The sequence below is a fragment of the Rhodovibrio sodomensis genome (genome assembly GCF_016583645.1).
In the GTDB taxonomy this organism is placed as follows: domain Bacteria; phylum Pseudomonadota; class Alphaproteobacteria; order Kiloniellales; family Rhodovibrionaceae; genus Rhodovibrio; species Rhodovibrio sodomensis.
This window is the reverse complement of the sequence record NZ_NRRL01000013.1, coordinates 25,674-51,469: the sequence shown is the minus strand read 5'-3', so window position 1 is coordinate 51,469 and position 25,796 is coordinate 25,674. Positions and strand designations below refer to the sequence as shown.

The 25,796-nt window shown below is 66.8% G+C and carries 20 protein-coding genes; 14 read left to right on the top strand and 6 right to left on the bottom strand.

Features of this window, described 5'->3' with window-relative positions:
- Positions 1-60: 60 nt before the first annotated feature.
- Both CKO28_RS29105 and CKO28_RS07705 read right to left on the bottom strand, forming a co-directional pair.
- A complete protein-coding gene (locus CKO28_RS29105; protein ID WP_338050073.1) occupies positions 61-363 on the bottom strand; it encodes a DUF1289 domain-containing protein in 303 nt (100 codons plus the stop codon).
- Positions 364-506: 143 nt separating this feature from the next.
- On the bottom strand, positions 507-1,079 hold the full coding sequence (locus CKO28_RS07705; RefSeq protein WP_242480408.1) for a glutathione peroxidase: 573 nt from the start codon (positions 1,077-1,079) through the stop codon (positions 507-509).
- A gap of 232 nt (positions 1,080-1,311) precedes the next feature.
- Here CKO28_RS07705 and CKO28_RS07700 point away from each other — a divergent pair, with 232 nt between their 5' ends.
- The gene (locus tag CKO28_RS07700; RefSeq protein WP_200340051.1) at positions 1,312-3,657 is read left to right on the top strand and encodes a mechanosensitive ion channel family protein; all 2,346 of its coding nucleotides are present in this window, start codon (positions 1,312-1,314) and stop codon (positions 3,655-3,657) included.
- Between the two features lie 12 nt (positions 3,658-3,669).
- On the opposite strand, the gene CKO28_RS07695 is transcribed toward CKO28_RS07700, so the two are convergent.
- A complete protein-coding gene (locus tag CKO28_RS07695) occupies positions 3,670-4,314 on the bottom strand; it encodes a regulatory protein RecX (protein ID WP_200340050.1) in 645 nt (214 codons plus the stop codon).
- Positions 4,315-4,771: 457 nt separating this feature from the next.
- On the opposite strand from CKO28_RS07695, the gene CKO28_RS07690 reads away from it, so the two are divergent.
- The 4 genes from CKO28_RS07690 to CKO28_RS07675 all read left to right on the top strand — a co-directional run bounded on the left by CKO28_RS07690 (position 4,772) and on the right by CKO28_RS07675 (position 8,982).
- The gene (locus CKO28_RS07690) at positions 4,772-6,493 is read left to right on the top strand and encodes a methyl-accepting chemotaxis protein (RefSeq protein WP_200340049.1); all 1,722 of its coding nucleotides are present in this window, start codon (positions 4,772-4,774) and stop codon (positions 6,491-6,493) included.
- Between the two features lie 200 nt (positions 6,494-6,693).
- Entirely contained in the window at positions 6,694-7,509 is an 816-nt protein-coding gene (locus CKO28_RS07685; RefSeq protein ID WP_200340048.1) for an ABC transporter permease, read from the top strand.
- Positions 7,506-8,330 carry an ABC transporter permease gene (locus CKO28_RS07680; RefSeq protein WP_200340047.1) on the top strand — a complete coding sequence of 275 codons (825 nt, stop codon included), beginning with the start codon at positions 7,506-7,508 and terminating at the stop codon, positions 8,328-8,330. The genes CKO28_RS07685 and CKO28_RS07680 overlap by 4 nt, the downstream gene beginning before the upstream one ends.
- A gap of 58 nt (positions 8,331-8,388) precedes the next feature.
- Complete coding sequence (locus tag CKO28_RS07675; protein ID WP_200340046.1) at positions 8,389-8,982, top strand: hypothetical protein; 594 nt, start codon at positions 8,389-8,391, stop codon at positions 8,980-8,982.
- Here CKO28_RS07675 and CKO28_RS07670 read toward each other — a convergent pair.
- On the bottom strand, positions 8,921-9,946 hold the full coding sequence (locus CKO28_RS07670) for an IS1595 family transposase (protein ID WP_200340045.1): 1,026 nt from the start codon (positions 9,944-9,946) through the stop codon (positions 8,921-8,923). The genes CKO28_RS07675 and CKO28_RS07670 overlap by 62 nt on opposite strands.
- A 252-nt stretch (positions 9,947-10,198) precedes the next feature.
- Here CKO28_RS07670 and CKO28_RS07665 point away from each other — a divergent pair, with 252 nt between their 5' ends.
- On the top strand, positions 10,199-11,275 hold the full coding sequence (locus CKO28_RS07665) for a helix-turn-helix domain-containing protein (protein ID WP_200340044.1): 1,077 nt from the start codon (positions 10,199-10,201) through the stop codon (positions 11,273-11,275).
- A gap of 109 nt (positions 11,276-11,384) precedes the next feature.
- Here CKO28_RS07665 and CKO28_RS07660 read toward each other — a convergent pair whose 3' ends face one another.
- On the bottom strand, positions 11,385-11,861 hold the full coding sequence (locus tag CKO28_RS07660) for a DUF29 domain-containing protein (protein WP_200340043.1): 477 nt from the start codon (positions 11,859-11,861) through the stop codon (positions 11,385-11,387).
- Positions 11,862-12,455: 594 nt separating this feature from the next.
- Here CKO28_RS07660 and CKO28_RS07655 point away from each other — a divergent pair.
- The 6 genes from CKO28_RS07655 to thyA all read left to right on the top strand — a co-directional run bounded on the left by CKO28_RS07655 (position 12,456) and on the right by thyA (position 18,390).
- Positions 12,456-13,634 (top strand): acetylornithine transaminase, encoded by a 1,179-nt coding sequence (locus tag CKO28_RS07655; protein ID WP_200340042.1) that lies wholly within the window; start codon positions 12,456-12,458, stop codon positions 13,632-13,634.
- A 36-nt stretch (positions 13,635-13,670) separates the two neighbouring features.
- The gene (gene argF, locus CKO28_RS07650; protein ID WP_200340041.1) at positions 13,671-14,648 is read left to right on the top strand and encodes an ornithine carbamoyltransferase; all 978 of its coding nucleotides are present in this window, start codon (positions 13,671-13,673) and stop codon (positions 14,646-14,648) included.
- Positions 14,645-15,652, top strand: a complete 1,008-nt coding sequence (gene hslO, locus CKO28_RS07645) for an Hsp33 family molecular chaperone HslO (protein WP_200340040.1) — start codon at positions 14,645-14,647, stop codon at positions 15,650-15,652. Before argF ends, hslO begins: the two co-directional genes overlap by 4 nt.
- A gap of 169 nt (positions 15,653-15,821) precedes the next feature.
- Positions 15,822-16,412, top strand: a complete 591-nt coding sequence (locus CKO28_RS07640) for a hypothetical protein (RefSeq protein ID WP_200340039.1) — start codon at positions 15,822-15,824, stop codon at positions 16,410-16,412.
- 437 nt (positions 16,413-16,849) lie between these two features.
- Positions 16,850-17,419, top strand: coding sequence for a dCTP deaminase (dcd, locus tag CKO28_RS07635; RefSeq protein WP_200340038.1), 570 nt, complete (start codon positions 16,850-16,852; stop codon positions 17,417-17,419).
- A gap of 59 nt (positions 17,420-17,478) precedes the next feature.
- Positions 17,479-18,390: a thymidylate synthase gene (gene thyA / locus CKO28_RS07630; RefSeq protein WP_200340037.1), complete on the top strand. Its 912-nt coding sequence runs from the start codon at positions 17,479-17,481 to the stop codon at positions 18,388-18,390.
- Positions 18,391-18,488: 98 nt separating this feature from the next.
- Here the strand turns inward: thyA and CKO28_RS07625 are convergent, their stop codons facing one another.
- Complete coding sequence (locus CKO28_RS07625; RefSeq protein WP_200340036.1) at positions 18,489-19,694, bottom strand: Fic family protein; 1,206 nt, start codon at positions 19,692-19,694, stop codon at positions 18,489-18,491.
- Between the two features lie 337 nt (positions 19,695-20,031).
- Between CKO28_RS07625 and CKO28_RS07620 the strand changes: the two genes are divergently transcribed.
- The gene (locus tag CKO28_RS07620) at positions 20,032-23,556 is read left to right on the top strand and encodes a coiled-coil domain-containing protein (protein ID WP_207168768.1); all 3,525 of its coding nucleotides are present in this window, start codon (positions 20,032-20,034) and stop codon (positions 23,554-23,556) included.
- Between the two features lie 210 nt (positions 23,557-23,766).
- Entirely contained in the window at positions 23,767-25,608 is a 1,842-nt protein-coding gene (locus CKO28_RS07615) for an ABCB family ABC transporter ATP-binding protein/permease (protein WP_200340034.1), read from the top strand.
- Positions 25,609-25,796 lie beyond the last annotated feature (188 nt).

Sequence of the window (25,796 nt, the reverse complement as noted above, 5' to 3'; positions counted from 1 at the left end):
GTCCCATCGAGGGAGCGGGAACCCGCCGAGACGCCCGTCACGCGCGCCCGGCGGCAACGGCTACTCCGTCTTGCGCGTCTCGATGCTGGCGAGGACGGTGCGCTTTTCCTCGGCCGTCATGATCGGCCAGTCGCGGATTTCGTCCATCGTGCGCAGGCAGCCGACGCACAGGTCGTCCGGGCCAAGCTGGCAGATCGCGATGCACGGCGAGGCAACCGTGCTGTCGAACGTGCGCTCGCGCACCCGGCGCCGGCGCTCGGCGCGCCGCTGGGCGCGCGCGTCGTCGTCGGCCGGCCGGCCCTCCGCCGGTCGCTCGACCTCGGGGTGTCCGCTGTCGCGGTCGTCGCGGAACTCGTCGCTCACGTACCCTCGCCGCTCGTCAGGTGTGGGGATGCGGCGGGCGTGACCCGGCCCGCCAGATTAGGGCCGACACCCTACACATGCCGCGGGGCCGGTCAAACGGCTGGCGGCGACACCGTCTGATACGGATGCGACGCCGGCGCGGCTCAGCCGCTCGGCAGCAGGCGTTCGATCCGGCTGACGATGGCGTCGTCGGTCGGGCGGACGCCGGACCGCCAGCCGCCGACCGGCTGGCCCCGCGGATCGATCAGCACCTTGTGGAAGTTCCAGCGCGGCCGGCCTTGCGCCCCCAGCTTGCGGCCCAGCCACTGGTAGAGCGGATGCGCGTCCTGGCCGCTGACGTGGCTGATCCCGGTCATCGGGAAGGAGATGTCGAAGGTGGCCTCGCAGAACTGCTTGACCGCCTGCTCGCTGCCCAGTTCCTGGCGGAAGTCGTTCGACGGCACGGCGATCACCACCAGGCCCTGGTCGCGGTAGCGGTCCCACAGCGTCTCGAGGTCGGCGTACTGGTCGGTGTAGCCGCAGCGCGAGGCGGTGTTGACCAGCAGGATCGGCTGCCCGGCGTAGCGCGACAGGTCCAACTCCGCCCCCGCGATCGAGGTGAAGGAGAAGGCGTGCGCGCTGGCCGCCGCGCCGTCGGCCGCCGCGCCCTGGCGCGCGGGCAGCACGGCCAGCATCAGGGCCGCGCACAAAACGGTGGTCACACGCATCGCCGGCATCGCCGAAGTCTCCCTTGCCGCCGGCCGGGGGCGTCGCGCGACCCCGGCGATCCTGTGGTGCACGAGAAGTGGCGGCGGTGGCCGGCAAGTCAATCGGGCCCGCGGGCGTCGGGGGCCGGGCCGATGCCCGCGTCGGTGCCCTGGTCGATCCCGGTTTGATGGCTTGCACGCGGGGGTGCCGGTCGCTATCCCGGCGCGGACTTGACGTTGAAGCCCCCGGAGCCCGTTCCCGATGCTGTCCCGCGCCGCCGGCCTCGCCCGCCCGTCGATCGCGTTCCTGTTCGGTCTGCTGCTGCTCGCCCTCGCGGCGCTGCCGGCCGCCGCGCAGTCCGGCGACGGCGGGTCCGCCGCGGTCGACAGCTTGCCGTCCGGCGCCGTCTCGGCGAGCGCGCAGGAACTGCGGAACCTGGTCGACACGCTGCGGGACGACCAGCAGCGCCAGGACTTCGTGCGCAAGCTGGAAACGCTGATCCAGGCCAAGCAGGCCGGCCGTGCCGGCGCCGCGCCGACGGCCGCGGCCGCCGAGCCGGAGCCGGCCGGCCTGGGCGGTCAGCTGCTGCAGGCGATCACCGACCGTCTGGACCAGGCCGGCGACGCGCTGGCGGCGATGGTGGACACGCTCGAGCGGGTCCCCGGGATCGCCGTGGAACTGTGGACCACCGTCCAGGACGCCGACCTGCGCGAGGCCTGGACGGCCACCGCGATCAACCTGGTGCTGATCATCGGCGCGGCGATCCTCCTGGAACGCCTGGCGCACGGGGTGCTGCGCGTGCCGCGCCGGCGGATCGAGGCGCGGGCGAACGACAACCTGCTGGTCCAGGTGCTCTACCTGATCGCCCGCACGCTGCTCGACGCGCTGGCGATCGCGCTGTTCGCGGCGGCCGCCTTCGCCACCATGGCGGTCGTGCAGCCGCGCGAAGTCACGCAACTGATCGCGGTCGCGCTGATCAACGCCAGCGTGCTGTCGCGCGTGGTGGCCCTGCTGGGCCGCGCGGTGCTGGCGCCGGATGCGAACGGGCTGCGTCTGCCGCGCCTGACCAACGAAACGGCGAACTACCTGTTCATCTGGCTGCGCCGCGTCGCACGCACGGTGATCTACGGCTACGTCGCGACCGAGGCGCTGGGTCTGCTGGGCCTGAGCGCGACGGCCGTGGTCACGATCCAGAAGCTGATCGGCTTCGCGGTCGCGCTGATGGTGATCGTGTTCGTGCTGCAGAACCGCCAGCCGGTGGCCCGCTGGCTGCGCGGGCCGGCGGACGAATACGCCAGCATCCGCGGCCTGCGCGCGCGCCTGGCGGAGCTGTGGCACGTCCTGGGCGTGCTCTACGTCCTGGTCGTCTACGGCGTCTGGGCGCTGGGCGTGCCGGGCGGTTTCGTGTTCCTGGCGCGCGCCACGCTGGTCACGATCGCGGTCCTGATCGGCGCCCGGGTGATCAACCTGGGCCTGGACCGGCTGATCAACCGCGGCTTCCAGCTGAGCGACGACATCCGCCAGCGCTACCCGGGGCTGGAGGCGCGCGCCAACCGGTATCTGCCGAGCGTCAAGCGGATCCTGCGCGCGCTGGTCACCGCGGTCGCCGCGCTGATGATCCTGCAGGTCTGGGGCGCCGGCACGCTCGACTGGCTGAGCTCGTCGGTCGGGCGGGACCTGGTGTCCACCGCCGCCACGATCGCGGTGATCCTGGGCCTGACCTTCGCCTTCTGGGAGGTCGTCAGCGCCACCATCGAGCGCGTGCTGACCCGCTCCAGCCAGCGCGACACGGCCAAGCGCAGCCAGCGTCTGGCGACCCTGCTGCCGCTGCTGCGCAACGCGCTCCGGATCCTGCTGATCGTCGTGGTCACGCTGATCGTGCTGTCGGAGATCGGGGTCGACATCGGCCCGCTCCTGGCCGGTGCCGGCGTGATCGGCCTGGCGATCGGCTTCGGCGCGCAGACGCTGGTCAAGGACGTGATCACCGGCGTGTTCATCCTGCTGGAGGACAGCCTGGCGATCGGCGACTGGGTCGACCTGGGCGGCCACGGCGGCGAGGTCGAGAGCATGACCATCCGCACGATCACGCTGCGCGACCTGCACGGGCACATCCACGTGGTGCCGTTCTCCGACGTGACCTCGATCCTGAACATGGCGCGCGACTACGGCTACGCGGTGATCGACGTCGAGGTCGCCTATCGCGAGGACACGGATGCGGTGATCGCGCTGTTGCAGGAGGTCGCCGAGGAGCTGAAGGCGGATGCCGAGTGGGGCCCGAAGATCATCGGCGAGTTCGAGGTGTTCGGCGTCAACGACCTGGGCGAGTCGAGCGTGCAGATCCGCGTGCGCCTGAAGACCAAGACGCTCGCCCACTGGGGCATGCGCCGGGAATTCCTGCGCCGGGCCAAGCAGAAGTTCGACCAGAACGGCGTGGAGATCCCGTATCCCCACCGCACGCTGTACTTCGGCCAGGACCGCGCGGGGATGGCCCCGCCGGCCCGCGTCGCCCTGCAGCGCCCGCCCCGCGAAGGCGAGGGCGCGCTGGAGGAAGGCACGCCGCAGCAGCCCACCTCGACCACGCCCAGCGACGATCCCGACGCGGGGTAGCCTGCGCGCCGCCTAGCCGAGCGGGCCCGGCTGGGCGCCGGCTTCCTCCTCCAGCGTCTCCAGGTCGTCGGTCAGCACCACCTGGCGGGCGAGGTCGAGCGAAAAGCCCTTGCGGGCGAGCGCGGCCATGTCGCGTTCGGCGTTCGCCGGACGCTGCTCCGGCGCGCGGTAGGGACCGAGCCGGCGCTTGCGGGCGTAGCGCAGCGCGGCGGCCAGTTCCGGCGCCTCCGCCTCCTCCTCGAGGCTTTCCAGCGCGGCCCCGGCGGTGTCCGCGTCGACCCCTTTCTGGCGCAGCTTCATCCGGATCGCCTGCGCGCCGTGGCCGGCGCGGTGCAGGCTGATCGCCCGGCCCCGGGCATAGGCCGCGTCGTCCAGGTAGCCGGCCCGGGCCAGCCGGTCGAGCAGCTGCTCGACCGCCCGCGCGCCGTCGTCCCGGTCGGTGCCGTGGAACCGGGCGGAGCGCTCGACCTTGCCGATCAAGACGCGCCGCAGGTTGGCGCGCGACGAGGCGTAGCGCTCCAGGTAGTGCAGCGCCGCCTTCTCCAGGTAGTCCGGCGTGGCCTTCTTCGGCCCCTTCGGCTTGCGCCGCTTGCCGGGGCGCCCATCCAGATGGGCGCCGCGTTCGCCGCCGTCGTCGGAATCCGCGCGTTCGGTCATGCCGGCAGGGATAGCGCGCGCGGCGCGGATGCGCCAAGAGGCGGGCCGGGCTGGCCGGATAAACATGCGGATCGCCGCGGCGACGTGGCGGGCAATCACTTTTAAGATGAAGGTGCGGTCTGACGGACCCGTTGGCCTCCGTCGGGCGTGGTCCATCGGCCTCCACCCGCCGCCGCCCGATACACGACGTTGTATTCGCACGGGCGAAGAATCTTTTGACATAGGTTAATTGGTTTCGTGCCGACGGTGGGGCGTCGAGATTGCGCGAACTCGGCTGGCCGTTATGAAATATAGTCGTTCTGTATTTGGGTAATAGTAAACTCAGATCGTAGTGTAGGCCTCCGGCGAGCTTGCGGGTTAACAATTCGGCAAGTCATGAGCGCTTAAGAGGTTCGAGACGACCGGAAGCGGGCCGCTGTTACCGGACCCGCGGGACAACAAGGAAGCACCAATCCCAATGACGACCGAGAATGTGCGGCCCGGCCGCGTGACCGATCTGACGATCGCCAAGAAAATCCTGCTGCTCGTGCTGGTTCTGCTGGGCGGCACTCTGCTCGCCGGCGGCGCCGGCCTCTGGGCCGAAACCAGCCTCTCGAGCGCCACCCGCCTGCTCGGTGATGCGGCGCAGGAGGTCAAGCACGGCGCCCGCAGCAACCAGTCCGTCCTGAACCTGCGCCGCCTGGAGTATCGTCTGGCGGCCAACCCGAGCTTCGCCGGCGAGGCGCGCGAGCGCGTGGCGACCATGGAGGCCGACCTGGACAGCCGTTTCGACGTCCTGCAGCAGACCGCCGTCGGTCAGCAGGAGCGGATGCTGCGCGAGACACGCGCGGCGGTCGATGCCTACCTGGGCGCGGTCCGCAAAACCATCGTGCAGGCCGAACAGGCGGCGGGCGTCGCCAACTCCCCGGCGCGCGAGGCGATCGTCGCCGCCATCAGCGCCAACGAGCAGATCGCCCAGGCCGCGGAAACAGAGGTCGGCGCCTACGTCGATCATGCCGAAGCGGTCGGCCATCAGGCGAGCGTCTCGGCCGAACAGACCGGCCAATTCGCGCGGCAGGTGATCTACGGCGTCGGCGCGCTCGCGGTGCTGGGCGGCTTCGCGCTCGGCTGGGCGATCGCGCAGGTCGGCGTGGTCAAGCCGCTGAATAACGCCCTGCGCTCGCTCAAGGGGCTGGCGTCCGGCAAGCTCGACACCGAGGTGTTCGGCGTCGGTCGGCGCGACGAGATCGGCGACATCGCTGCGGCGATGCAGGTGTTCAAGGACAACATGCAGGAGACCGACCGGCTGCGCGCCAAGCAGGTCGAGGACGAGAAGAAGGCCGCCGAGACGCGCAAGCGGGAGCTGGACGAACTGGCCAGCAAGTTCGAGCGCCAGGTCGGCCAGATCGTCAAGTCGATCAGCGCGACGATCACCGAGCTCGACACCACCTCGCAGTCGATGAGCGCGATCGCCGAGGAGACCAGCACGCAGGCGACCACCGTCTCCGCCGCGGCCGAGCAGTCCGCCAACAACGTCCAGACGGTCGCCTCCGCGACCGAGCAATTGACCGCATCGATCGAGGAGATCAACGGCCAGGTCACACAGTCGACCCAGCTGGCGTCCAAGGCGGTCCAGAACGCCGACGGCGCCGCGTCGAAGGTGAAGGCGCTGGCCGAGGCGGCCGACAACATCGGCAATGTCGTCGAACTGATCCAGGACGTCGCCGAGCAGACCAATCTGCTGGCGCTCAACGCGACCATCGAGGCCGCGCGCGCCGGCGAGGCGGGCAAGGGCTTCGCCGTGGTGGCGCAGGAAGTGAAGAACCTGGCGACCCAGACCGCCAAGGCGACCGAGGAGATCTCCAGCCGGATCGCCACGGTGCAGAAGGAAACCGGCGCCGCCGTCTCCGCGATCGAGGAGATCGCCGGTCAGATCCGCACGATGAACGAAACCGGCACAGCGATCGCCTCGGCGGTCGAGGAGCAGGGCGCGGCGACGCGCGAGATCGCCCGCAACGTGCAGGAGGCGAGCCGAGGCACCAGCGAGGTCACCAGCAACATCTCCGGCGTCACCCAGGCCTCCCAGGCGACCGGCGCGGCCGCGACCCAGATGGTGCAGGCGGTGGGCGAACTGAACCAGCAGGCGAACCGCCTGGACAGCGCCGCCGGCGACTTCGTGCAGGAGGTGCGGGCGGCGTAAGGCAAGGGGTTCCCTCTCCTCCACTGGGCCAGGGAGAGGAGGTTGCCCGCGGCGCTTACGCTCGTGGCGCCTCCTCCCCTAGCCCCTCCCTTGGTGGAGGAGGGGGATTAGTTTTTCGTCCACCTGATCCTCTTTAGCGCATAACCCGGTTGCACAGCGCGCGCTTGCACGGCTGGCGGCTGGGCTCTATGTCGCGCGCCATGGCCTTCGAGAAAATCTCCTCCACCCCGCCGCGGCCGCGGCCGATCGGCCGGGTCAACTGGCTCGGGCTGTGGACGTTGTACCGCAAGGAAGTCATGCGGTTCGTCAACGTCTTCACCCAGACGCTGGCGGCCCCGGTCGTGACCGCGCTGTTGTTCTTCGCCATCTTCAACCTGGCGCTGGGCCGCGCGGCGCCGGCTTGGGAGGGCGTGACCTACGAGGAGTTCCTGGCCCCGGGGCTGATCATGATGACCCTGGTGCAGAACGCCTTCGCCAACACCTCCTCCTCGATCCTGATCTCGAAGGTCCAGGGCAACATCGTCGATGTGCTGATGCCGCCGTTGGCGCCCTGGGAACTGACGGTCGGCTTCGCCATGGGCGGGGTCAGCCGCGGCCTTGTGGTCGCGCTCGCGGTCCTGCTGGGCCTGTTGCCGTTCGCGCCGATCGAGATCCATAGCCCGCTGATCGCGGTCTACTTCGCCTTCATGGCCTCGCTGATGCTCTCGCTGCTCGGCATGATCGGCGGCATCTGGGCGGAGAAGTTCGACCATATCGCGGCCGTCACCAACTTCGTGATCACGCCGCTGTCGTTCCTCTCGGGGACCTTCTACTCGCTCGAGCGGCTGCCGGAGAACTGGCACATCGCCGCGCACGTCAACCCGTTCTTCTACATGATCGACGGGCTGCGCTACGGCTTCACCGGCTATTCCGACGGTGACGTGCTGGTCGGCGCGCTGTTGGTGCTGCTGGTCAACGTCGCGCTGTTCGCCTGGGCGCACCGGATGATGGCCACCGGCTACAAGCTGAAGGCGTGAGCGCGCAGGACCCCCGCGAAGCCCTCGGCGACGCCCCGCGGGTGCGTCCGATCGGCCGGCCGCACTGGCGCGGCCTGTGGACGATCTACCGTTTCGGCGCGGTGCGCTTGAGCCGGATCGTCCTGGAGACGATCGTCGGCCCGATCTTGTCCGCGCTGTTGTTCCTGGCGGTGTTCGCGATCGCGCTGGCGGACACCCAGGGGTTCGGCGGCGAGGTCAGCTTCCTGCAGTTCCTGGTCCCCGGCATCGCCGCCTTCGCGATGATCCAGGCATCCTACGAGATGGCGGCCTTCCCGGTGGTCTACGACAAGCTCGAAGGCACGCTGGCCGACCAGATCATGAGCCCGCTGATGGAGTGGGAGATCGCGCTCGGCTACGCGCTGGTCGGCGCGACCGCCGGGCTGATCGTGGGCGCGGGCGTGCTCGCGGTCGCCTGGGCGTTCGTGCCGCTCGCCTTCGCCAACCCGTGGATGGTCGTGGCGGTGGCGCCCCTGGCCGCGCTCGCGTTCGCGTTCCTGGGCACGGTCACGGGGCTGTGGGCGCAGAAGTGGGACCAGCTGTCGGTGGTCGACACCTTCCTGATGCTGCCCTTGGCGTTCCTGTCGGGCGCGTTCTTCGCCCTCGACCGCGTGCCCGCGGTGGGCGAGACGCTGATCCGCCTGAACCCGGTGACCTACGCGATCGACGCGGTGCGCTACGCGGTCTCCGGCTGGCACGCGACCGAGCCATGGTTGGCGCTGGCCGTTGTCGCAGCCCTGACGGTGGGGGCCGCGAGCCTGTCGCTGCGGCTGTTCTCGATCGGATGGAAGATCAAGGCGTGAGGCGCTTGACCACGTTAATTTTCCATGCCACAAATGAGGAATTTTAACGAGGCATGCGATGCAACCGACAATCATCATTTCTGACCCTGAGCAGGCCGAGGATAGGCTTAAATCCTTTGGTGTAACGAAAGACGATATAGCCGTGGTTGTGGATGCTGTCGTGGCCGCAAAAGGAGACATGATTGCCGCGGATGCGGCAATTGCAGCAGGTACTCAGGCCTACCTAGCGGGAGTGCGCCACACGCGCCTATTGTTCCTGTCGAAAGGTTGGGAAAAGCATAACGAAAGTAATATTGAGGCAGTAAAAAGCTCTGAGAATGGTATCAGAGTAATATATCAGAATGTGGACCAGGCATGTCGCGAAAGTGTAAGTCCACAGGCAATATCCGGAAAAGGAACAGCGGCGAGAAGGATGATCGAGCCGCAAGGCATGCTGTTCTCACCGAAAGCTTTGCCGGAGATGGTGAACCCAAAATTTTTTCAGAATGAGACACAGTATTGGTTTTTATGTATCTCGGCAATTTGGGTGCCTTCGGATGATGGCAGTGGCGAGCGCATTTCCGTCGCAGCGGAACTTTCTTGGCGCAATTCTACGTGGGTGTGGATAGGCCGTCTCGGAGCAGCTTGGCGGCCTCAAAGCCGGGCGACCTGATGGCGCGCAGCCAGCCCAGGTAGAGCGGCAGGTAGCGGGTCGAGACGCCGCGAGCGCCCCGGTTCACGAAGGTTTTGACGCGCTCGTGGTGAGCGTTGACGTGCCCCAGGCCGAGCCGGCCTGGACGTCGGGGCTTGCCGCCGATCGCCTTCTTCAGCCAGTCGGTCCGTGGGGGCTGGATACGCCGGTGCTCGGAGCCGGCGGCAACAGCGACGTTCACGTAGGCTTTCAGCCCGTCCGAGCAGATGACCGAGCCGGGCTTGATGCGGCCGCGCAGAGCCGGCTCGATGCCGGCGCGACTGCGCAGCACCTGCTCGATCACGGCACCACCGCGGTCCACGGCGGTCAGCACCGGCACCCGCTCGCCGGAAATGCCGGGGCTGAGCGCCGGCCCGCCCCGGTAACGCGGCGGGCGGTTCTCGGGCGGAGTTCCGCGGACCCAGCCGCGATGGCCCTTGTAGGACGTCCGAAAGAAGGTCTCGTCGGCCTCAACGACGCCGCCGAGCTGGGCGGCCTGGGCGTCGGCCTGGGCCTTGAGCAACCGATGACGCCAACGCCAGGCCGTCAGTCGGGAGATCCCGAGATCGCTGCTCGCGACCTCGTCGACGCTCCGGAAAGCGCCCATCCGCTCAGCGAATTCCAGCCATTTCTCGGGCTTGCGCATCCGGGCCAGTGCCGTGCCGGTCAAGGCGTTGAACGTCCGACCACAGCCGGCCTCCGCGCTACGCCGGCATCGGAACCGCTGACGCCCGGCCTTGTCCCGACCGTGACGGACCACGTCGTCGTGACCGCAGTGCGGGCAATGCCCGGCTTCCGTCACCTCGCGCGTTCGCTCGACGAGAGACGTCTCGGAGGCCCGGCTGGCGACAACCTCTCGGAGATGCGCTTCCAGGTCGAGGCACTGTTCAGCCGTCAGATCGCGCGCCACGGCCGTCTTCAGGCGCTGAAAGCGTTTCCGGTCCATACCCGCCTCCGCGAAAGAAGCGAGAAGCTACGCCGCTATGCCGCGGCCCGCAAGGCTTTTCGACCCATATCCACACCTATGTAGAATTGCGCCACTTTCTTTGCCTGCGAAAGTAGAGGATAAAAACTTCGGTGGTTTCATTGAACGAATTTTCATAATTAATGATGACGATTGGCGTTCGCCAGTGCTTGACACGAGCGATGGTCCAGTCGGTGACGGTAGCGAGCACGACTTTACCGTTCCTAGGAAAACATGACGTATTTCAATCCAAAGCGACTCGATCTGGCTCTTAGGCGGCGTCGAATGACGGCTCGTCAGCTATCAGAAGAAACTGGTATTACGAACGTTAGCCTTTCCAGAATTAAACAAGGTAAGCAAGGCCCAGAGAGTGAGACGGTCGATCTGATCGCTAAAGCTCTTAAATATCCTAAAAGTTTTTTCTATGGGGGCGATATTGACAAAATACAAGGTACGTATGTGAGCTTCCGAAGTCTTGCCGCTGTGACTCAGCGTGAGCAACATGCCGCTCTAGCTGCAGGGTCGATCGGGTTTATGATTTTTGACTGGGTTGAGAAGCGATATGATTTACCTGAGCCAGATTTGATAGATTTTGGGCAAGAAAGAGACCCTAGCGTCGCAGCTCGAGTTCTTAGGCAGCATTGGTCGCTCGGTGAACGACCAGTTAGTAATATGGTTCGCCTTTTGGAGTCAAAAGGAGTAAGAATTTTATCATTGAACGAAAATACGAAAAATATTGATGCATATTCCTGTTGGAGGGATGGGACTCCCTATGTCTTCCTGAACAATTTTAAGACTGCGGAAAGAAGTAGATTTGACGCAGCCCACGAGCTTGGTCATTTGGTATTGCATAAGCATGGAGGCGCTAGCCAAGGAAAAGAAGCTGAGAACGAGGCTAACAGTTTCGCAAGTTCGTTCCTTGTACCTAAAGCTGACTTGTTAGCGAATACGCGAAATTTGCGTACTTTAAATGAGGTTATCGAAAAGAAGCGACGGTGGGGAGTATCGGCCGCTGCATTGATTTATAGAGCGCATAAGCTTGGACTAATTACGGAATGGCAAAATAGAACACTCAATATACAGCTCCGCTCGACGTACAAGAGCTCTGAGCCTAATCCTATGAGTAAAGAGACATCAGTGATTTGGTCTCAAATCTTGAAAGATCTGTGGCGGCAAGGGGCGACGCGTGAGAGAATAGCTAGAGATCTTGGGTTTCCCTCTGATGAGATAGAAAGCTTGCTTTATGGGTTGGCGGAAACTGAAAATGTAATGGCTCCTGTCCAAAATGGGCCCAAATTGCGTCTGGTTTGATACGCATCAGTATGTTATTGGATAGAGGGCGACGATATTATCGAATGAGTTTTACATGAGAAAGCATCCGCGGCGTAGTAAGGTTTATCGTTGTGTTTTAGATATCCAGTTAATAGGTGTTTAATCGGCACTTCAGGTTTTTGAAAGCGGCATCAACGTCGAAGTCTTTGCTTAGCAGGTCGTCCAGTGAGAACGGGCAAAGGGTGTCGGCCGCCAGCCGTTGCGCGTCCTGGGCAGCGAGGTCGCGGTTGGTCTGCCGGATCGCCGTGCGCCAAGCATCCGACAGGTCCAGCTTGCCGCGCATGCTGGGCCAGTAGGCTTGGCGCGCCTGATCCTGGTGCAGGTCGGCAGCGTTGAGCCAATCGGCTTGCGGCTGATCGCCCAAGCGATAGGCGGCCTTCAACAGGGAAATCAGGGTCTGGGTGAGATGGCTGTCCGCCGCGCGCAGTTCGGTTCGGCCGAGCCCAGCGACCTCCTCCGCCAGGTTCTCGACATCCAGCCGGCTGTCGCCGACCTCGCGCAGGCGGGCGGCCTGGTCCCGGGTCCAGGCGTAGAAGTCGGTGTCGTACAGGCGTTGCCGGGTCATTCCTGCGCTGCCCCAGATGGTCGTTGCCGCCGGAAGGATAGCACATTTATCGGCCTTTAAGGCGTTTGGCAGAGCAAGCGTTGCCCGTTATGCACGAATCGTGATATATGACAACTCGCTAAGGTGGCGATGAACTATAACGGAGGCTAATATGGCGGAATATCGCAAGAAAAAAAGGTAGCGATACGTGGCATTGGTGTCGCAATTGCTCAAACTGGCCGACCAGCGACTATGACACGTCGAACTCTAACCCAACCAGTGGCGAATTGGATAACGAATGCAAAGCTAAGGAAGACGCTGGTAACTTCACCTAATAGTGCCGAGCAGCCTACCTAAGCTTACGAGGGGTCGTCTGCGAGGATGGCCCCTTTTTTAATTGGCCTGTTGAAATTCCGACGCACCCCGCGTCCCGCGCGCGCCTTGACGTGTGCCTGCGTTCCCGCTTAGGTCCCGGTTCCGTTCGCGGGTCCGTACGCACCGCGTTTCACGCTGGCGCGCGAGAGGCGGCCAAGGGTCTTCATGCGCTTCAAGCCAGCTTGCGGTGTTGTCCGCACGACCAGACGCGGTTCTTGCCGCACGAGAGGAGGCCCCCTCGTGACCGACGCCCTGATGCCCACCTACAACCGGGTCGACCTCAGCTTCGAGGCCGGCGAGGGTCCCTATCTGATCACCGACCAGGGCGATCGCTACCTCGACTTCGCCAGCGGCATCGCGACCACCAACCTGGGCCACGCGCACCCGCACCTGGTGCAGGCGCTGCAGGCGCAGGCGGGCAGGGTCTGGCACGTCTCCAACCTGTGGCGGATCCAGGAGAGCGAGCGGCTGGCCAGCCGCTTGGCCGCGGCGACCTTCGCCGACCAGGTGTTCTTCTGCAATTCCGGCGTCGAGGCGTTCGAGGCCGCGATCAAGCTGGTGCGCAAGTACCACGACGACAACGGCCAGCCCGGGCGCTACCGCGTGATCACGGTCGACGGCGCGTTCCACGGCCGCTCGCTGAACGCGATCTCGGCGGCCGGCAGCGAGAAGCTGCTGAAGGGGTTCGCCCCGCAGGTCGACGCGTTCGACCACGTCGGCTTCAACAACACCAACGAACTGGTCAACGCGATCACCGACGAGACCGCGGCGATCCTGGTCGAGCCGGTGCAGGGCGACGGCGGCATCCGTCCGGCCGACCTGGAATACCTGAAGGCGCTGCGCCGAATCGCGGACGAGCACGGCCTCTTGCTGGTGCTCGACGAGATCCAGTGCGGCATGGGCCGGACCGGCAAGCTGTTCGCCCACGAATGGGCCGGCATCGCGCCCGACGTGATGATGTCCGCCAAGGGGCTGGGCGGCGGCATGCCGATCGGCGCCTGCCTGGCGACGGCGGAGGCCGCCAAGGGCATGACCGCGGGCACCCACGGCAGCACCTTCGGCGGCAATCCGCTGGCCACGGCCGTCGGCAACGCGGTGCTGGACGTCATGCTGGCGCCGGGCTTCCTGGACGGCGTCGACCGGGTCGCGCGCGATCTGTGGCACCGCCTGCAGGAGCTGGCGCCCAGGCATGCCTCGGTGATCCAGGAGATCCGCGGCGCCGGGCTGATGCTGGGCATCCGCTGCCGTGACCAGGTGGCCAACACCGACTTGGGCGCCGCGCTGCGCGGGCACGGCCTGCTGACCGTGCCGGCCGCCGACAACGTGGTGCGCCTGCTGCCGCCGCTGGTGATCGACGACTCCCAGGTGCGCGAGGCCGTCGACATGATCGACGCCGGCTGCCGCCAGGTCGCCGCCTGAGGCTGTCCCCAATACGAAGAAAGCGATCGCGATCCGATGAGCGCCGAAACCTCCCCCGGCCGAACCTCCCCCGGCCGAACCTCCGGTGGAGCTAACGCGGGCACGCCCAAGCATTTCCTGGACCTCGACCGGTTCGACCGGGAGACGCTGCGCGGCATGATCGAGTCCGCCAAGGCGATGAAGCGCGGCGACAGCCCGGGCGGCGATCCGCGGCCGCTCACCGGCAAGACGCTGGCGCTGATCTTCGAAAAGCCGTCGACCCGTACCCGCGTGTCGTTCGAGGTCGGCATGCGCCAGCTGGGCGGCGAGCCGATCGTGCTGGAGCCGTCGGGCATGCAGCTCGGCCGCGGCGAGACGGTCGCCGACACCGCGCGCGTGCTCTCGCAGTACGTCGACGCGATCATGCTGCGCACCACCGCCGAGGAGAAACTGCTGGAGCTGGCCGGGCACGCCCGCGTGCCGGTGATCAACGGCCTGACCGACCGCACCCACCCCTGTCAGCTGATGGCCGACGTGCTGACCTTCGAGGAGCACGTCGGCGCGATCGCCGGGCGCACGGTGGTCTGGGTCGGCGACGGCAACAACATGGCGACTTCCTGGCTGCACGCGGCCGCGCGGTTCGACTTCGAGCTCAAGCTCGCCACCCCGAACAGCCTGCAGCCGCCCCAGGACGTGGTCGACTGGGCGCGCGGCGAAGGCGCCGCTGTCACCGTCACCGACGACGTGGACTCGGCCGTCGCGGGCGCCGACGCGGTGGTCACCGACACCTGGGTATCGATGGGCGACAGCGACGACACGATCGACCGGCGGCGCACCGACCTGCGGCCCTATCAGGTCGACGAGCGGGTGATGAGCCTGGCGGCCGACCACGCGATTTTCATGCACTGCCTGCCCGCCCACCGGGGCGAGGAGGTCACCGACGCGGTGATCGAGGGGCCGCACTCGGTGGTGTTCGAGGAGGCGGGCAATCGCCTGCACGCGCAGAAGGGCATCCTGCTCTGGTGTCTGACATGAGCGACGGCAACGGCTCCGGCAGCCGCCACGGCCATCCCGACCTCGCGGCGGTGCGCGGCGACGACGACGTGATCCAGCCGTTCATGCTGGAGCGCACCGGCGTGCGCGGCCGGTTGGTGCGCTCCGGCCCGATGGTCGACGCGATCCTGACCCGCCACGCCTATCCCGCCCCGGTCGCCCAGCTGCTGGGCGAGGCGCTGGCGCTCGCCGGGCTGATGTCGGGGATGATGAAGTACGACGGCATGTTCACCCTGCAGATGGTCGGCGACGGACCGGTCAAGATGCTGGTCGCCGACTTCACCAGCGACGGCGCGGTGCGCGGCTACGCGGACTTCGACGCCGGGCGGGTGGCGGCGCTCAACCTGGACGACCAGGCGCCCAACGCGGAAGTGGTCAAGCTGCTGGGCCAGGGCCGGCTCGCCTACACGGTCGACCACCAGGGCGCGCGCGACCGCTACCAGGGGATCGTCGAGCTCAACGGCGCGACCCTGGCGGAATGCATGCACCACTATTTCCAGCAGTCCGAGCAGGTGGTCTCCTCGATCCAGCTCGCCTGCGGCCGTCTGACCGAAGGCGACGGCACCGAGCGCTGGCGCGCCGGCGGCTTGATGCTGCAGCGCCTGCCGGAAGAGGCGGGCGAGCGCACCGTCGAGGACCCGGACGAGGACTGGCGCCGCTCGGTGATCCTGATGTCCAGCGTGACCCAGACGGAAATGGTCCGCCCGGACATCACCGCCCACGAACTGCTGTTCCGCCTGTTCCACGAGGAGGGCGTGCGCGTCTTCGATACCTGGCCGCTGAAGGACCAGTGCCGCTGCTCGCGCGAACGGGTCGAGACGGTGCTGATGCAGATGGACCAAGACGAACTGCAGGACCTCAAGACCGACCGCGGCCTTGTCGAGGTGACCTGCCAGTACTGCTCGACCGTCTACGAGTTCGACGACGCCCAGATTGAAGCCCTGCACGCAAGCGCCCGGCGCGGCGGGCAGCGCGGCAGCGGGTAACGCGCTTTCGTGCCGCATGGTTCGCACGGCCTATCGGCGCGTCCCCCGTCCGCCGCTGGGCCGAACGTCGTGCGCAGCTCGCGCACGATCCGTCCTCTTGATCGCCGGTCGCCCGGCTGCGCATGCTCGCGGTCAAGTTAACAAGACCGCCGTTGGGAGGCTTTCGAACATGTCCGCGCCGATCCGCGCCCTGGCATCCCTTGTGCTGGCGCTGCCGCTGCTGGCCGCCTGCACCACCCCGCCGCAAGAGCCCAAGTTCGCCGACATCACCTTCGCGCACCGGCCCGATATCGAGATGGACGTCGGCGATATCGTGGTGAAGCAGGACTACGACGCGCCGATGGCGGCGCCCAACGTCGACCACCTGTTCCCGATCCAGCCGGCCCGCGCGCTGATGTCCTGGGGTCAGGACCGGCTGGTCGCGATGGGCGACGACGGGGTGGCGACCTACACGGTCACCGACGCCTCCGCGGTCGCGGAGGACCTGGAGACCGACGACAGCCTGTCCGACTACTTCACCACCGAGCAGGCCGAGCGTTACACCCTGAAGATGGCGGTGCGCCTGTCGGTCGATCATCCCGACGGCACCGGCTCGATCCGCGTCACCGGCCAGCGCGCGACCACCGTGCCCGAAGGCGCCTCGGTGTTCGAGCGCGAGCGCATCTGGTACCAGATGACCGAAAAGCTGATGGCCGACATGGACGAGGAGCTCGAGGTCACGCTGCGCGAGGAGCTCAGCCGCTACGTCCTGTCGCAGTAGCGCCGCGCGGGCCCGTAGGGTGGGGTCGCGCAGCACCCCGCCTTCCCCGGTCCCGCGCGTGCCGCACGGTGGATTGCCGCCGTCGCGGCGACTCCACCCTACGCGACCTGCGCGAACGACCCGACTTATCGGTGGTGAAACGACCGCTTCGGCGGGTCCCTCTCCCTTGAGGGGAGAGGACAGGTGAGGGTGGGACTCCCCGGCGTCCAGCGGGGAGTCCCACCCTCACCCTCCCACGGACCTGACGGTCCGCGGGCCCCTCCCTCTCCCCTCAAGGGAGAGGGGACCCGCCGACACACCCGTCTGCCCTGATCGACTTATCCCCGTTATCCACATGTTTCCCAGGCCGCGCGCGGCCCTTCGCGCGGGGTCTGCGCTTCACGCTGTCGGGCCGGCCTGCTAGGATGGCGAAAGCTACATTTAGTGGGCGCGGCGCCATGAAGCTCTCAGATATAGATATCCGGCGGTACCTGGACGAAGGCTGGCTGGCGATCGACCCGCTGGCGGAGCGGCACATCGGGCCGATGTCGGTCGACCTGTCGCTCGCCACCCGGTTCCTGTTCTTCAAGCACTCCCAGTTGGAGCTGATCAACGTGCGCGAGCGCACGCTGAAGGAGGAACTGAAACAGGCCGATCTGATGGACGAGATCGACGTCGGCCAAGACGGCAAGTTCATCCTGCAGCCCGGCCAGTTCGCGCTCGGCGCGACGGTCGAACGGGTGGCGCTGCCAAGCGACCTCGCCGGCTGGCTGGACGGGCGCAGCAGCCTGGCCCGCGTCGGCCTGATGGTGCACGCGACCGCCCACACCCTGGAGCCCGGCTGGGACGGCGCGATCACTCTGGAGTTCTTCAACGCGGGCAACGTCGCGCTCGCGCTGCACCCGGGCGTGCGGATCTGCGCGGTCAGCTTCGAGAAGCTGACCACCCCGGTCCAGCGCGACTACGGCGAAAAGGGCGGCCGCTACCAGGGCCAGGACGGCCCGCAGGCGAGCCGGCTGAACGGCTAGCGAGTTTTACGGCGCGCTGGGGTCCCGCCGCGCGCCCACGAATAGGGAGATCAAGCGAGATGGACGCAAGCAGCGCGCAGCGCCTCTGGGGCGAACACGCCTACCTCGACATGTGCCGGCGGATCCTGGATTCCGGCGCCTACCGCAAGCCGGACGACGAGGAGGGCCGCTACGAGGCGTTCGCCCAGCCGCTCAAGTTCGACCTGCGCGACGACAAGCTGCCGCTGCTCACGACCAAGCGGATGCAGTGGAAGTCGCTCGCGGTGGAGATGCTGTGGTTCATCTCCGGGTCCTCCAAGGTCGACCTGTTGCACGAGAACAACGTCAAGATCTGGGACATCTGGGCCAACGAGGACAACGACGTCGGCCCGCTCTACGGCTACATGTGGCGCAACTGGTGGGTCGACCCGAACCTGGTCGACCTGAACGGCGGGCGCACCGAGATCGACCAGCTGGCCCAGGTGCTGACCACCCTGAAGGAACGGCCCGAGGCGCGCAGCCACGTCATCACCGCCTGGCGGCCGGACTGGCTGAAGGCGATGTCGATCAAGCCCTGCCACGTCTACCTGCAGTTCTACCGGGTCGGCGACGAGGTCTCGCTGCTGCTGACCCAGCGCTCCTGCGATACCTTCCTGGGCGTCCCGTTCAACATCGCGCAGTATTCGCTGCTGTGCCATCTGGTGGCGCACCAGCTGGGCTGCACCGCGGGCGAGTTCACCTGGGTCGGCGGCGACGTCCACATCTACGAGAACCACGTCGACCAGGTCCGCGAGCAACTGACCCGCGAGGTCAAGCAGCCGCCCAAGCTGAAGATCAAGCGCACGCCGGAGACGATCGACGGCTACCGCTTCGACGACTTCGAGATCGAGGGCTACGCGTACGCCCAAGGCCTCAAGGGCGAGATCAGCGCCCAGGGCACCCCCAAGGCCGGCACCGACATCGACAAGCTGCGCACCGTGAAGAAGGCGTGATCTATGCGATGCCGATCACTCCCATTTTTAAATAAAAGTGGAGTGGTCGGCATTTCTAACATCCGTCAGTCTTCGAGCGCGCGCCTCCTTCTTTATTTTTAACCTTCATCGTGCTGAGAGTTTGTAATTAAATAGTCTTCGCTACCAATTATGCCTGTGAGATCCCCCGCCGCCTCATGAAGTATATCGAGGTAAGGAGTGAATGCGTATACGCGGTCTCTTGAGCCTCCCCGAACTTTCTTAACGAAACCAAAATCTTCAAACTCTCTTACTAAGGAGTTTGCGGTCGGGTAAGTGATGCCCAATGCATCTTTGACTTGGGGGATTTTCAAGTATGGCCGACTGAAAAGGGTTTCTGCGAATGTGCTCGCTTTACCAGAACGCATGTCGGTTCGGGCTTTCTCAAGCATGCTCTCTCTAAGCGTAGTTATGTCATACGATGTCTTAAGTGCGGCGCGTGAGGTGGTAGTCACGCCACGGAGGAAGAATATCACCCAGCTTTCCCAATCACCATCGTCACGTACAGCCTGAAGTAGTCGATAGTATTCATCTCTATGTTGCTTGAAGAAAAGACTTAGGTATAGAATTGGACGAGACAGCACCTTTTCGCTGCACAGAATAAGCGTGATTGCCATCCTCCCAAGCCGCCCATTGCCATCCCAGAAAGGGTGTATTGTTTCGAATTGTGCGTGCGCCAGTGCGCACTTTATTAGGGGAGGTATCTGTATTTCTTCATTAACGAAAGTTTCCCAGTCGGATATCGCTGTTAACATTACATCTACAGGTGGTGGAACGAAAGTCGCTTCTTCAATAGAACACCCAGGCGGCCCGATCCAATTTTGGTTCTCACGAAATTCACCCGGGTTTTTCTCTGATCCGCGACCTTCTGACAGCAATCGCGCGTGAAGTCCTCTCATGAGTCGTGCGCATACTGGAAGTCTATTTAATTCGTCAAGACCGTAGTCCATGGCGCTCAAGTAATTGATTACTTCTGTGATATCTAGAGTTTTTTCAAGTTCCGTCCCTGATTCGAACTCAAGCACATCCTCGATAGAGGCTTGCGTGCCTTCAATTTGTGAACTAAGAACAGCCTCTTGACGCATGAATGCGTAAACAAAAAGATCTGGATTTAGCAAATATAGAGTGGCACCATCAAGACGCGCAAGCGCTCTATCTGCGGCTGATAGCGCCCAGGTTAACTCCTGATTCATTTCAAGTGGTGGGCTTGGCGGTAGAGGTTTTGGTATAAAACGGCGTTGGCGTCCTAACTTGTCATATGCGCCAGCGCGTCCGGGCAACTTCATTAGTGTCTCGTCCTGTAAGAAAGGCTGTTTTTGCATACGCGGGCGCTATTAAAATATCAAGAAAAAAATTTTCATAAGCCTCCAAGGTCTCCAAGTGCGCTTTCATAGGCGGGTCTGCACGGGCCAGCGCAGGTGCCGCTCACTCAGTCGCCAGACACGCGAGAGAAACAGAAAAAGCTTCCGGCAAGTCAAAGAAACGCGGGAGCATGAAAATTTAACAGAGCTCTCATGCGCGATATATCAATGTGAAAGGGGCGGGATTGGTGTGCCGGATTCGCGTCTCACTCGTGGCATACTGGCGGGCGCGTTTTGAGGCCGGGAATGTGAAGAGGCGATGATGCAGGGTCGGGCTGGCTGGTGGGCGCTGTTCGGGATCGGCGGAGCGGTCACCGCCGGCTGGCTGGGGGCGGCCGGCTGGTACGTCGGCCGGGCGGTCGGCTGGGCCAACCTGGGCTTCATGCTGCCGCACGAGCTGGCGGCGATGGCGGGCGGCGTGTTCGCCCCGCTGGCGTTCCTCTGGCTGGTGCTGTTGTTCGTTCTGCGCGGGCGCGAAACCCGGAAAGAAACCCGCGAGCTGCTGCACCGGCTTGGCGACCTCGCCTATCCGGACGAGCAGGCCGAAAGCCGCGTCGCCCGCCTGACCCAGCAGATGAAGCAGGAGGTCGACCGCGTCGCCGGTGCCGGCGAGGCGGCCGCCCAGCGCCTGCAGGAGGTGCAGCGCGGGGTCGCCGACGGCACGCAGGAGCTGACCGGCGCCGGCGCGCGGGCGGCCAGCCAGGCCGAGCAGCTGCGCGATCACCTGCAAGCCGAGCTTACCCAGCTGGCCGAGGTCCGGCGCGAGATCGCCGAACTCCTCGACCGCACCCAAAGCGCCACCGAGCAGCAGACCCAGGCGCTGGAAGCCGCGGCGGAGCGTGCTGCCCTGGCCGCGCGCAAGACGCGGGAGACGCTGGACGCCCCCACGGCCGAGCTGGACGCGACCGCCGGGCGCTTGACGGCGGACGGCGAGCGGCTGAACGCGACGCTGGCGGAGCGTAGCCGTCTGCTGCACGAGGCAGCGGCCCACGCCCGGGATGCCGCCCAGACGGCGCAAGCCGAACTGGACTCGCACACCGCCCGCCTGAGCGACGCGCAGGCCGAGGCCGCCCGCCGCACCACCGAGATCGGTCAGAGCCTGCACGGCCAGACGGCGGAGCTGGAAAGTGCCGGCGAGACGGTCGCCAAGCGGCTGGAGAGCGTGCAGCGCGGCTTCGCCAAGCAGTCGCGCGAGCTGACCGGGGCGGGCGTGCGCGCCGCCAGCCAGGCCGAGCAGGTGCGCGACAGCCTGGCCCAGCAGCTCGACAAGATCGCCCAGACCCGCGGCGAGATCGCCGGCATGCTGGAGGAGACGCGCGGGGCTACCGGCGAGCAGGCTGCGGCCCTGGAAGCCGCGGCCGAGCGTGCGGCCCAGGCGGCCGGGCGGGCGCGCGAGGTGCTGACCGAGCCGACCGGCGCCCTCGACGCCACGGCCGCGCGGCTGCGCGACGATACCGCCACGCTGAACGAGACGCTGGCCGAGCGCGCCCGTCTGCTGGACGGCGCCGCCGAGGCGGCGCGCGCGGCGTCCGAGGCGGCGCGCGCCCAGCTGGACGCGGAGACCGGCCGGCTGAGCGAGAGCGGCGCGCGCCTGGCCGATCAGGCCGGCAGCCTGATCGAGGGGCTGCGCGACCAGGTCGCCGAACTGGACGCCGCCGGATCGCGCACCCTGGAGCGCGCGGAGACGATGGCCGGCCGCCTGGCCCAGCGCAGCGACGATCTGTCCCGCCTGTCGGGCGAGGTCGCGGAGCGCGCCAACCAACTGGGCGCGGCCTTGAAGGAGCGCACCGGCGAGTTGCGCCAGACCTTCGACGCCGCCGACCAGCGCGCCCAGGACCTGGGCGCTCACGTCCGCGCCCAGGCGCAGGATCTGAGCGCGACCGCCGACCGGCTGCAGCAGCGCCTTGGCGAGGCAAGCGCCGCCCTGAGCCGGACGCTGGAGGAGACCGAAACCGCCGCGCACGATCGGGTGCAGAAGCTCGGCGACAGCGTCGGCCGCGAACTCGACGAGAGCGCGCGCGCCGCCGCCCAGCGCCTGACCGGCCGGGCCGAGGAGGTCGCGCAGCGCCTGAGTGCGGCGGCCGAAAGCCTGGACGATCAGCTGGGCGAGGTCGCCCAGCGGATCGAACGGCGCCTGGAGACGACGCGCGACGGGACCGCCGAGGGGCTGGCGGCGGCGAGCGCGTCCGCCGCCGAGCGGATCGACGCCGCGCGCACCCGCCTTCTGGACGGCCTGGACGGGGCGGTCGAGGAAATCACCCGCGTGCTCGCCGCGCGCGGCGCGGGCACGACGCGCGATCTGAGTGAGCAGATGAAGGCGCTGGACAGCCAGCTGTCGGAGGCGACCGAGCGGCTGAGCGCGCGCCTGGACGACAGCGCCCGCAGCGTGCGCGAGACGCTGGACAGCGCCGGCGCGGGTCTGGGCACGCGGATCGACAGCGACACCCGCACGCTGGAAACCCGCCTGCGCGCGGCGGCCTCGGAGATCGAGGTGCGGCTGCGCGAGGCCGGCGGGAGCGTGGAAAGTCAGCTGAGCGAGACGGTCGAACGGACCGCGCGCCACCTGCGCGAAACCGGCGAGGGCGAGAGCGCGCGCCTGAGTGCTGCGGGCGAGACGGCGCGCGCCGCCGTCGCGCAGGCCGGCCAGGAGCTGACCCCGCAGATCGAGGCGCTGTCAGAGGCCGGCGAAAGCGCGGTCGCGCAGGCGGCCGCGGCCGGCGCGACCTTCCGGGAAGAGGCGCTGTCGCTGGGCGCGGTCGCCGAGCAGACCGGCCAGCTGTTGATCCGCGGCAGCGGCGAGGTCGCCCGGCGGGCCGAGCAACTGGCCAAGACCGCCGACGGCGCGCTCGCCCGCAGCGAAACCGCGGCCGGCGCGATCAAGGGCCACGCCCAGTCGCTGACCGAGGCCGCCCGGCAGACCCAGGAGGAGGCCGCGCGCCTGCGCCGGGCGGCGTCGGACGAAACCGCCGATTTGGGCCGGGTCGCCGCCGAGCTGCGCCAGCTGACCCAGGAGATCGGCGAGGCGCTGGGCCAGCCGACCCGCGACCTAGTCGCCGCGGCGGGTCAGGCGCGCGAGACCTCCCGGGAAATCCGGCAGGAGCTGGAGGCCCAGGCCGGCGATCTGGCGGACGGCCAGGAGGCCGCGCTGGAGTCCCTGACCCGGGTCGGCGAACTGGCCGAGCGCAAGGCCGAGGCCCTCACCCAGGCGGCGGAGACCGCGCTGACCCGCACCCAGGACCTGGGCAAGGCGATGGAGACCCGCGGCACCGGCCTGGAGACGCGCGTGCTCGAGGTGACCCGGCGGGTCGAGGCGATGGGCCAGAGCTTCCGCGAGCAGGCGACCGACCTGATCGCCGCCTCCGACGCTGCCGCGCAGCAGGCGCGCGAGCTGACCGCCAAGGCGGGCGAGCACAAGCGCGAGATCTTCCTGCGCTCCGCCACCGTGATGATCGAGGACCTGAACGCCGCGGCGTTCGACATCGACCGGCTGCTCGAAGACGACGTGCCGGACGACCTCGTCAAGCGCTACCAGAAGGGCGACCGTTCGGTGTTCGCCCGGCGGCTGCTGCGCCAGCGCGACCGCTTCACGCGCGGCGAGGTCGAGCGCCTGTACGCCCGCGACCCGAAGTTCCGCGACCAGGCCGGGCGCTATATGAGCCAGTTCGAAAGCCTGCTGAACCAGGCCAACGACAGCGACCCCGACCAGGTCCTGAGCGCGGCGTTTTTGACCGCCGACGTCGGCAAGCTGTATCTCCTGCTCGCCCGCTCGCTGGGCCGCCAGCAGTAGCCGGGCGTGACACGGGCGCGCCGTTGCGCCATGTCACGCTCAGCGATCGGCGCGTCGCCGATTGGATGGAACCGTCATCGCAGCGGGTCCCCTCTCCCCCGATGGCGGAGAGGGGACCCGCCGATGCGGCGTGCGAACCTGTGCGCCGCGGTGTTTGGGATCGCTGGCGATCCCCGATAGCCTCAGCCAACCACCACGCCCGGATAGGCCATGCGCTCCACGACCGCGTCCAGCGAGGCCAAGCTGGAGTTCAAGAAGCAGCTCCAGGTGGTCCGCCGCCTGCTGCCCTACCTGTGGCCGCGCAACCGGCGCGACCTGCGCATCCGTGTGGGCATCGCGCTGGTGCTGATGATCGCGGCCAAGGTGGCGAACGTCTACGTGCCGATCGTGCTCAAGTACGCGACCGACTCGCTGGCCCCGGAGGCGGAGAACCTGCTGGTCGCGGTGCCGATCGGGCTGCTGCTCGCCTACGGCGGCGTCCGGCTGGCCAGCCGGGCATTCGGCGAGGTGCGCGACGCGGTGTTCGCCCGGGTGGCGCAGAACGCGATCCGCCGGGTCGGGCTGCAGGTGTTCCGCCACCTGCACCGCCTATCCCTGCGCTTCCACCTGGACCGGCGCACCGGCGGACTGTCGCGGGCGATCGAGCGCGGCACCAAGGGCGTCGAGTTCCTGCTGTCGTTCGTCCTGTTCAACATCGTGCCCACGCTGATCGAGATCCTGATCGTCTGCGGCATCCTGTGGGTGATGTTCGACTGGCGCTTCGCGGCCGTGACCTTCTTCACGATCGCCGCCTACGTCTGGGTCACCTACAAGATGACCGAGTGGCGGATCCGCTTCCGCCGGGAGATGAACGACGCCGACAGCGGGGCCAACACGCGCGCGGTCGACAGCCTGCTCAACTTCGAGACGGTCAAGTACTTCAACAACGAGGAGCACGAGGCCGAGCGCTACGACCGCGGCCTGCGGGTCTACGAGGATGCCGCGTCGAAGTCCAAGGTCTCGCTGTCCGCGCTCAACACCGGCCAGGCCGCGGTGATGGCCGTCGGGATCACCGCGCTGATGACCATGGCCGCGTTCGGCGTGGCGGCGGGCAGCATGACCGTGGGCGACTTCGTCATGGTCAACGCCTACCTGATCCAGCTGTCGATCCCGCTCAACCTGCTGGGCACCGTGTACCGCGAGATCAAGCAGTCGCTGGTCGACATGGAGACGATGTTCGAGATCCTCGACCAGCCGCCGGAGATCGTCGACAAGCCGGACGCCCAGCCCCTGCGGGTGACCGACGGTCGGATCGACTTCGAGCACGTCCACTTCAGCTACGACGCCCGGCGGGAGATCCTGCACGACGTCAGCTTCGCCGTGCCGGCGGGCGCGCGGGTCGCGATCGTCGGGCCCACCGGGGCCGGCAAGTCGACGATCAGCCGGCTGCTGTTCCGCTTCTACGACATCTCCGCGGGCGCGGTGAGGATCGACGGGCAGGACGTGCGCACGGTCACGCAGGACAGCGTGCGCAAGGCGATCGGGATCGTTCCCCAGGATACCGTGCTGTTCAACGACACGATCTACTACAACATCAACTACGGCCGGCCGGAGGCGAGCGCGGCGGAGGTCTACGAGGCCGCCCGGATGGCGCGCATCCACGACTTCGTCGAAAGCCTGCCGGACGGCTACGCCTCGGTGGTGGGCGAGCGCGGCCTCAAGCTCTCCGGCGGCGAGAAGCAGCGGGTGGCGATCGCGCGGGCAATCCTGAAGCGCCCGGCGATCATGCTGTTCGACGAGGCGACCAGCGCGCTCGACACCAAGACCGAACAGGAGATCCAGGCCTCGCTGGCCGAGGTGGCGCAGGGGCGGACCACGCTCGTCGTGGCCCATCGCCTGTCCACGGTGGTCGACAGCGACGAGATCCTGGTGCTCGACCACGGCCGGATCGCCGAACGCGGCACCCACACCCAGCTGCTCCGCTTCGGCGGGTCCTACGCCCAGATGTGGACCCGCCAACAGGCCGACGCGGATGCCCTGCCGGAGCCGGAGACCCGTAAGGCGGGGGAGTAGGGGCGTTCGTCTCTCGCCGGTTCATCGGACGAGGCGCTCACAGTCACCTCTCCCCCGACGGAGACTTTTACACGGGAGCTTTGGATAGCCATCAGGCGTCCTTCGACACGCACGCTGCGCGGCCTGCTCAAGATGCCGTCAAAGTCTTAAAACGGATAGTAATATCAACATTTTAAAGATATTGACGT

Bases quoted from the DNA above. Each gene is read 5' to 3' on its own strand.
- CKO28_RS07705 (WP_242480408.1), bottom strand. From the start codon at position 1,079: ATGCCGGCGATGCGTGTGACCACCGTTTTGTGCGCGGCCCTGATGCTG.
- CKO28_RS07700 (WP_200340051.1), top strand. From the start codon at position 1,312: ATGCTGTCCCGCGCCGCCGGCCTCGCCCGCCCGTCGATCGCGTTCCTG.
- CKO28_RS07695 (WP_200340050.1), bottom strand. From the start codon at position 4,314: ATGACCGAACGCGCGGATTCCGACGACGGCGGCGAACGCGGCGCCCAT.
- CKO28_RS07690 (WP_200340049.1), top strand. From the start codon at position 4,772: ATGACGACCGAGAATGTGCGGCCCGGCCGCGTGACCGATCTGACGATC.
- CKO28_RS07685 (WP_200340048.1), top strand. From the start codon at position 6,694: ATGGCCTTCGAGAAAATCTCCTCCACCCCGCCGCGGCCGCGGCCGATC.
- CKO28_RS07675 (WP_200340046.1), top strand. From the start codon at position 8,389: ATGCAACCGACAATCATCATTTCTGACCCTGAGCAGGCCGAGGATAGG.
- CKO28_RS07670 (WP_200340045.1), bottom strand. From the start codon at position 9,946: ATGGACCGGAAACGCTTTCAGCGCCTGAAGACGGCCGTGGCGCGCGAT.
- CKO28_RS07665 (WP_200340044.1), top strand. From the start codon at position 10,199: ATGACGTATTTCAATCCAAAGCGACTCGATCTGGCTCTTAGGCGGCGT.
- CKO28_RS07660 (WP_200340043.1), bottom strand. From the start codon at position 11,861: ATGACCCGGCAACGCCTGTACGACACCGACTTCTACGCCTGGACCCGG.
- argF (WP_200340041.1), top strand. From the start codon at position 13,671: ATGAGCGCCGAAACCTCCCCCGGCCGAACCTCCCCCGGCCGAACCTCC.
- hslO (WP_200340040.1), top strand. From the start codon at position 14,645: ATGAGCGACGGCAACGGCTCCGGCAGCCGCCACGGCCATCCCGACCTC.
- CKO28_RS07640 (WP_200340039.1), top strand. From the start codon at position 15,822: ATGTCCGCGCCGATCCGCGCCCTGGCATCCCTTGTGCTGGCGCTGCCG.
- dcd (WP_200340038.1), top strand. From the start codon at position 16,850: ATGAAGCTCTCAGATATAGATATCCGGCGGTACCTGGACGAAGGCTGG.
- thyA (WP_200340037.1), top strand. From the start codon at position 17,479: ATGGACGCAAGCAGCGCGCAGCGCCTCTGGGGCGAACACGCCTACCTC.
- CKO28_RS07625 (WP_200340036.1), bottom strand. From the start codon at position 19,694: ATGAAGTTGCCCGGACGCGCTGGCGCATATGACAAGTTAGGACGCCAA.
- CKO28_RS07620 (WP_207168768.1), top strand. From the start codon at position 20,032: ATGCAGGGTCGGGCTGGCTGGTGGGCGCTGTTCGGGATCGGCGGAGCG.
- CKO28_RS07615 (WP_200340034.1), top strand. From the start codon at position 23,767: ATGCGCTCCACGACCGCGTCCAGCGAGGCCAAGCTGGAGTTCAAGAAG.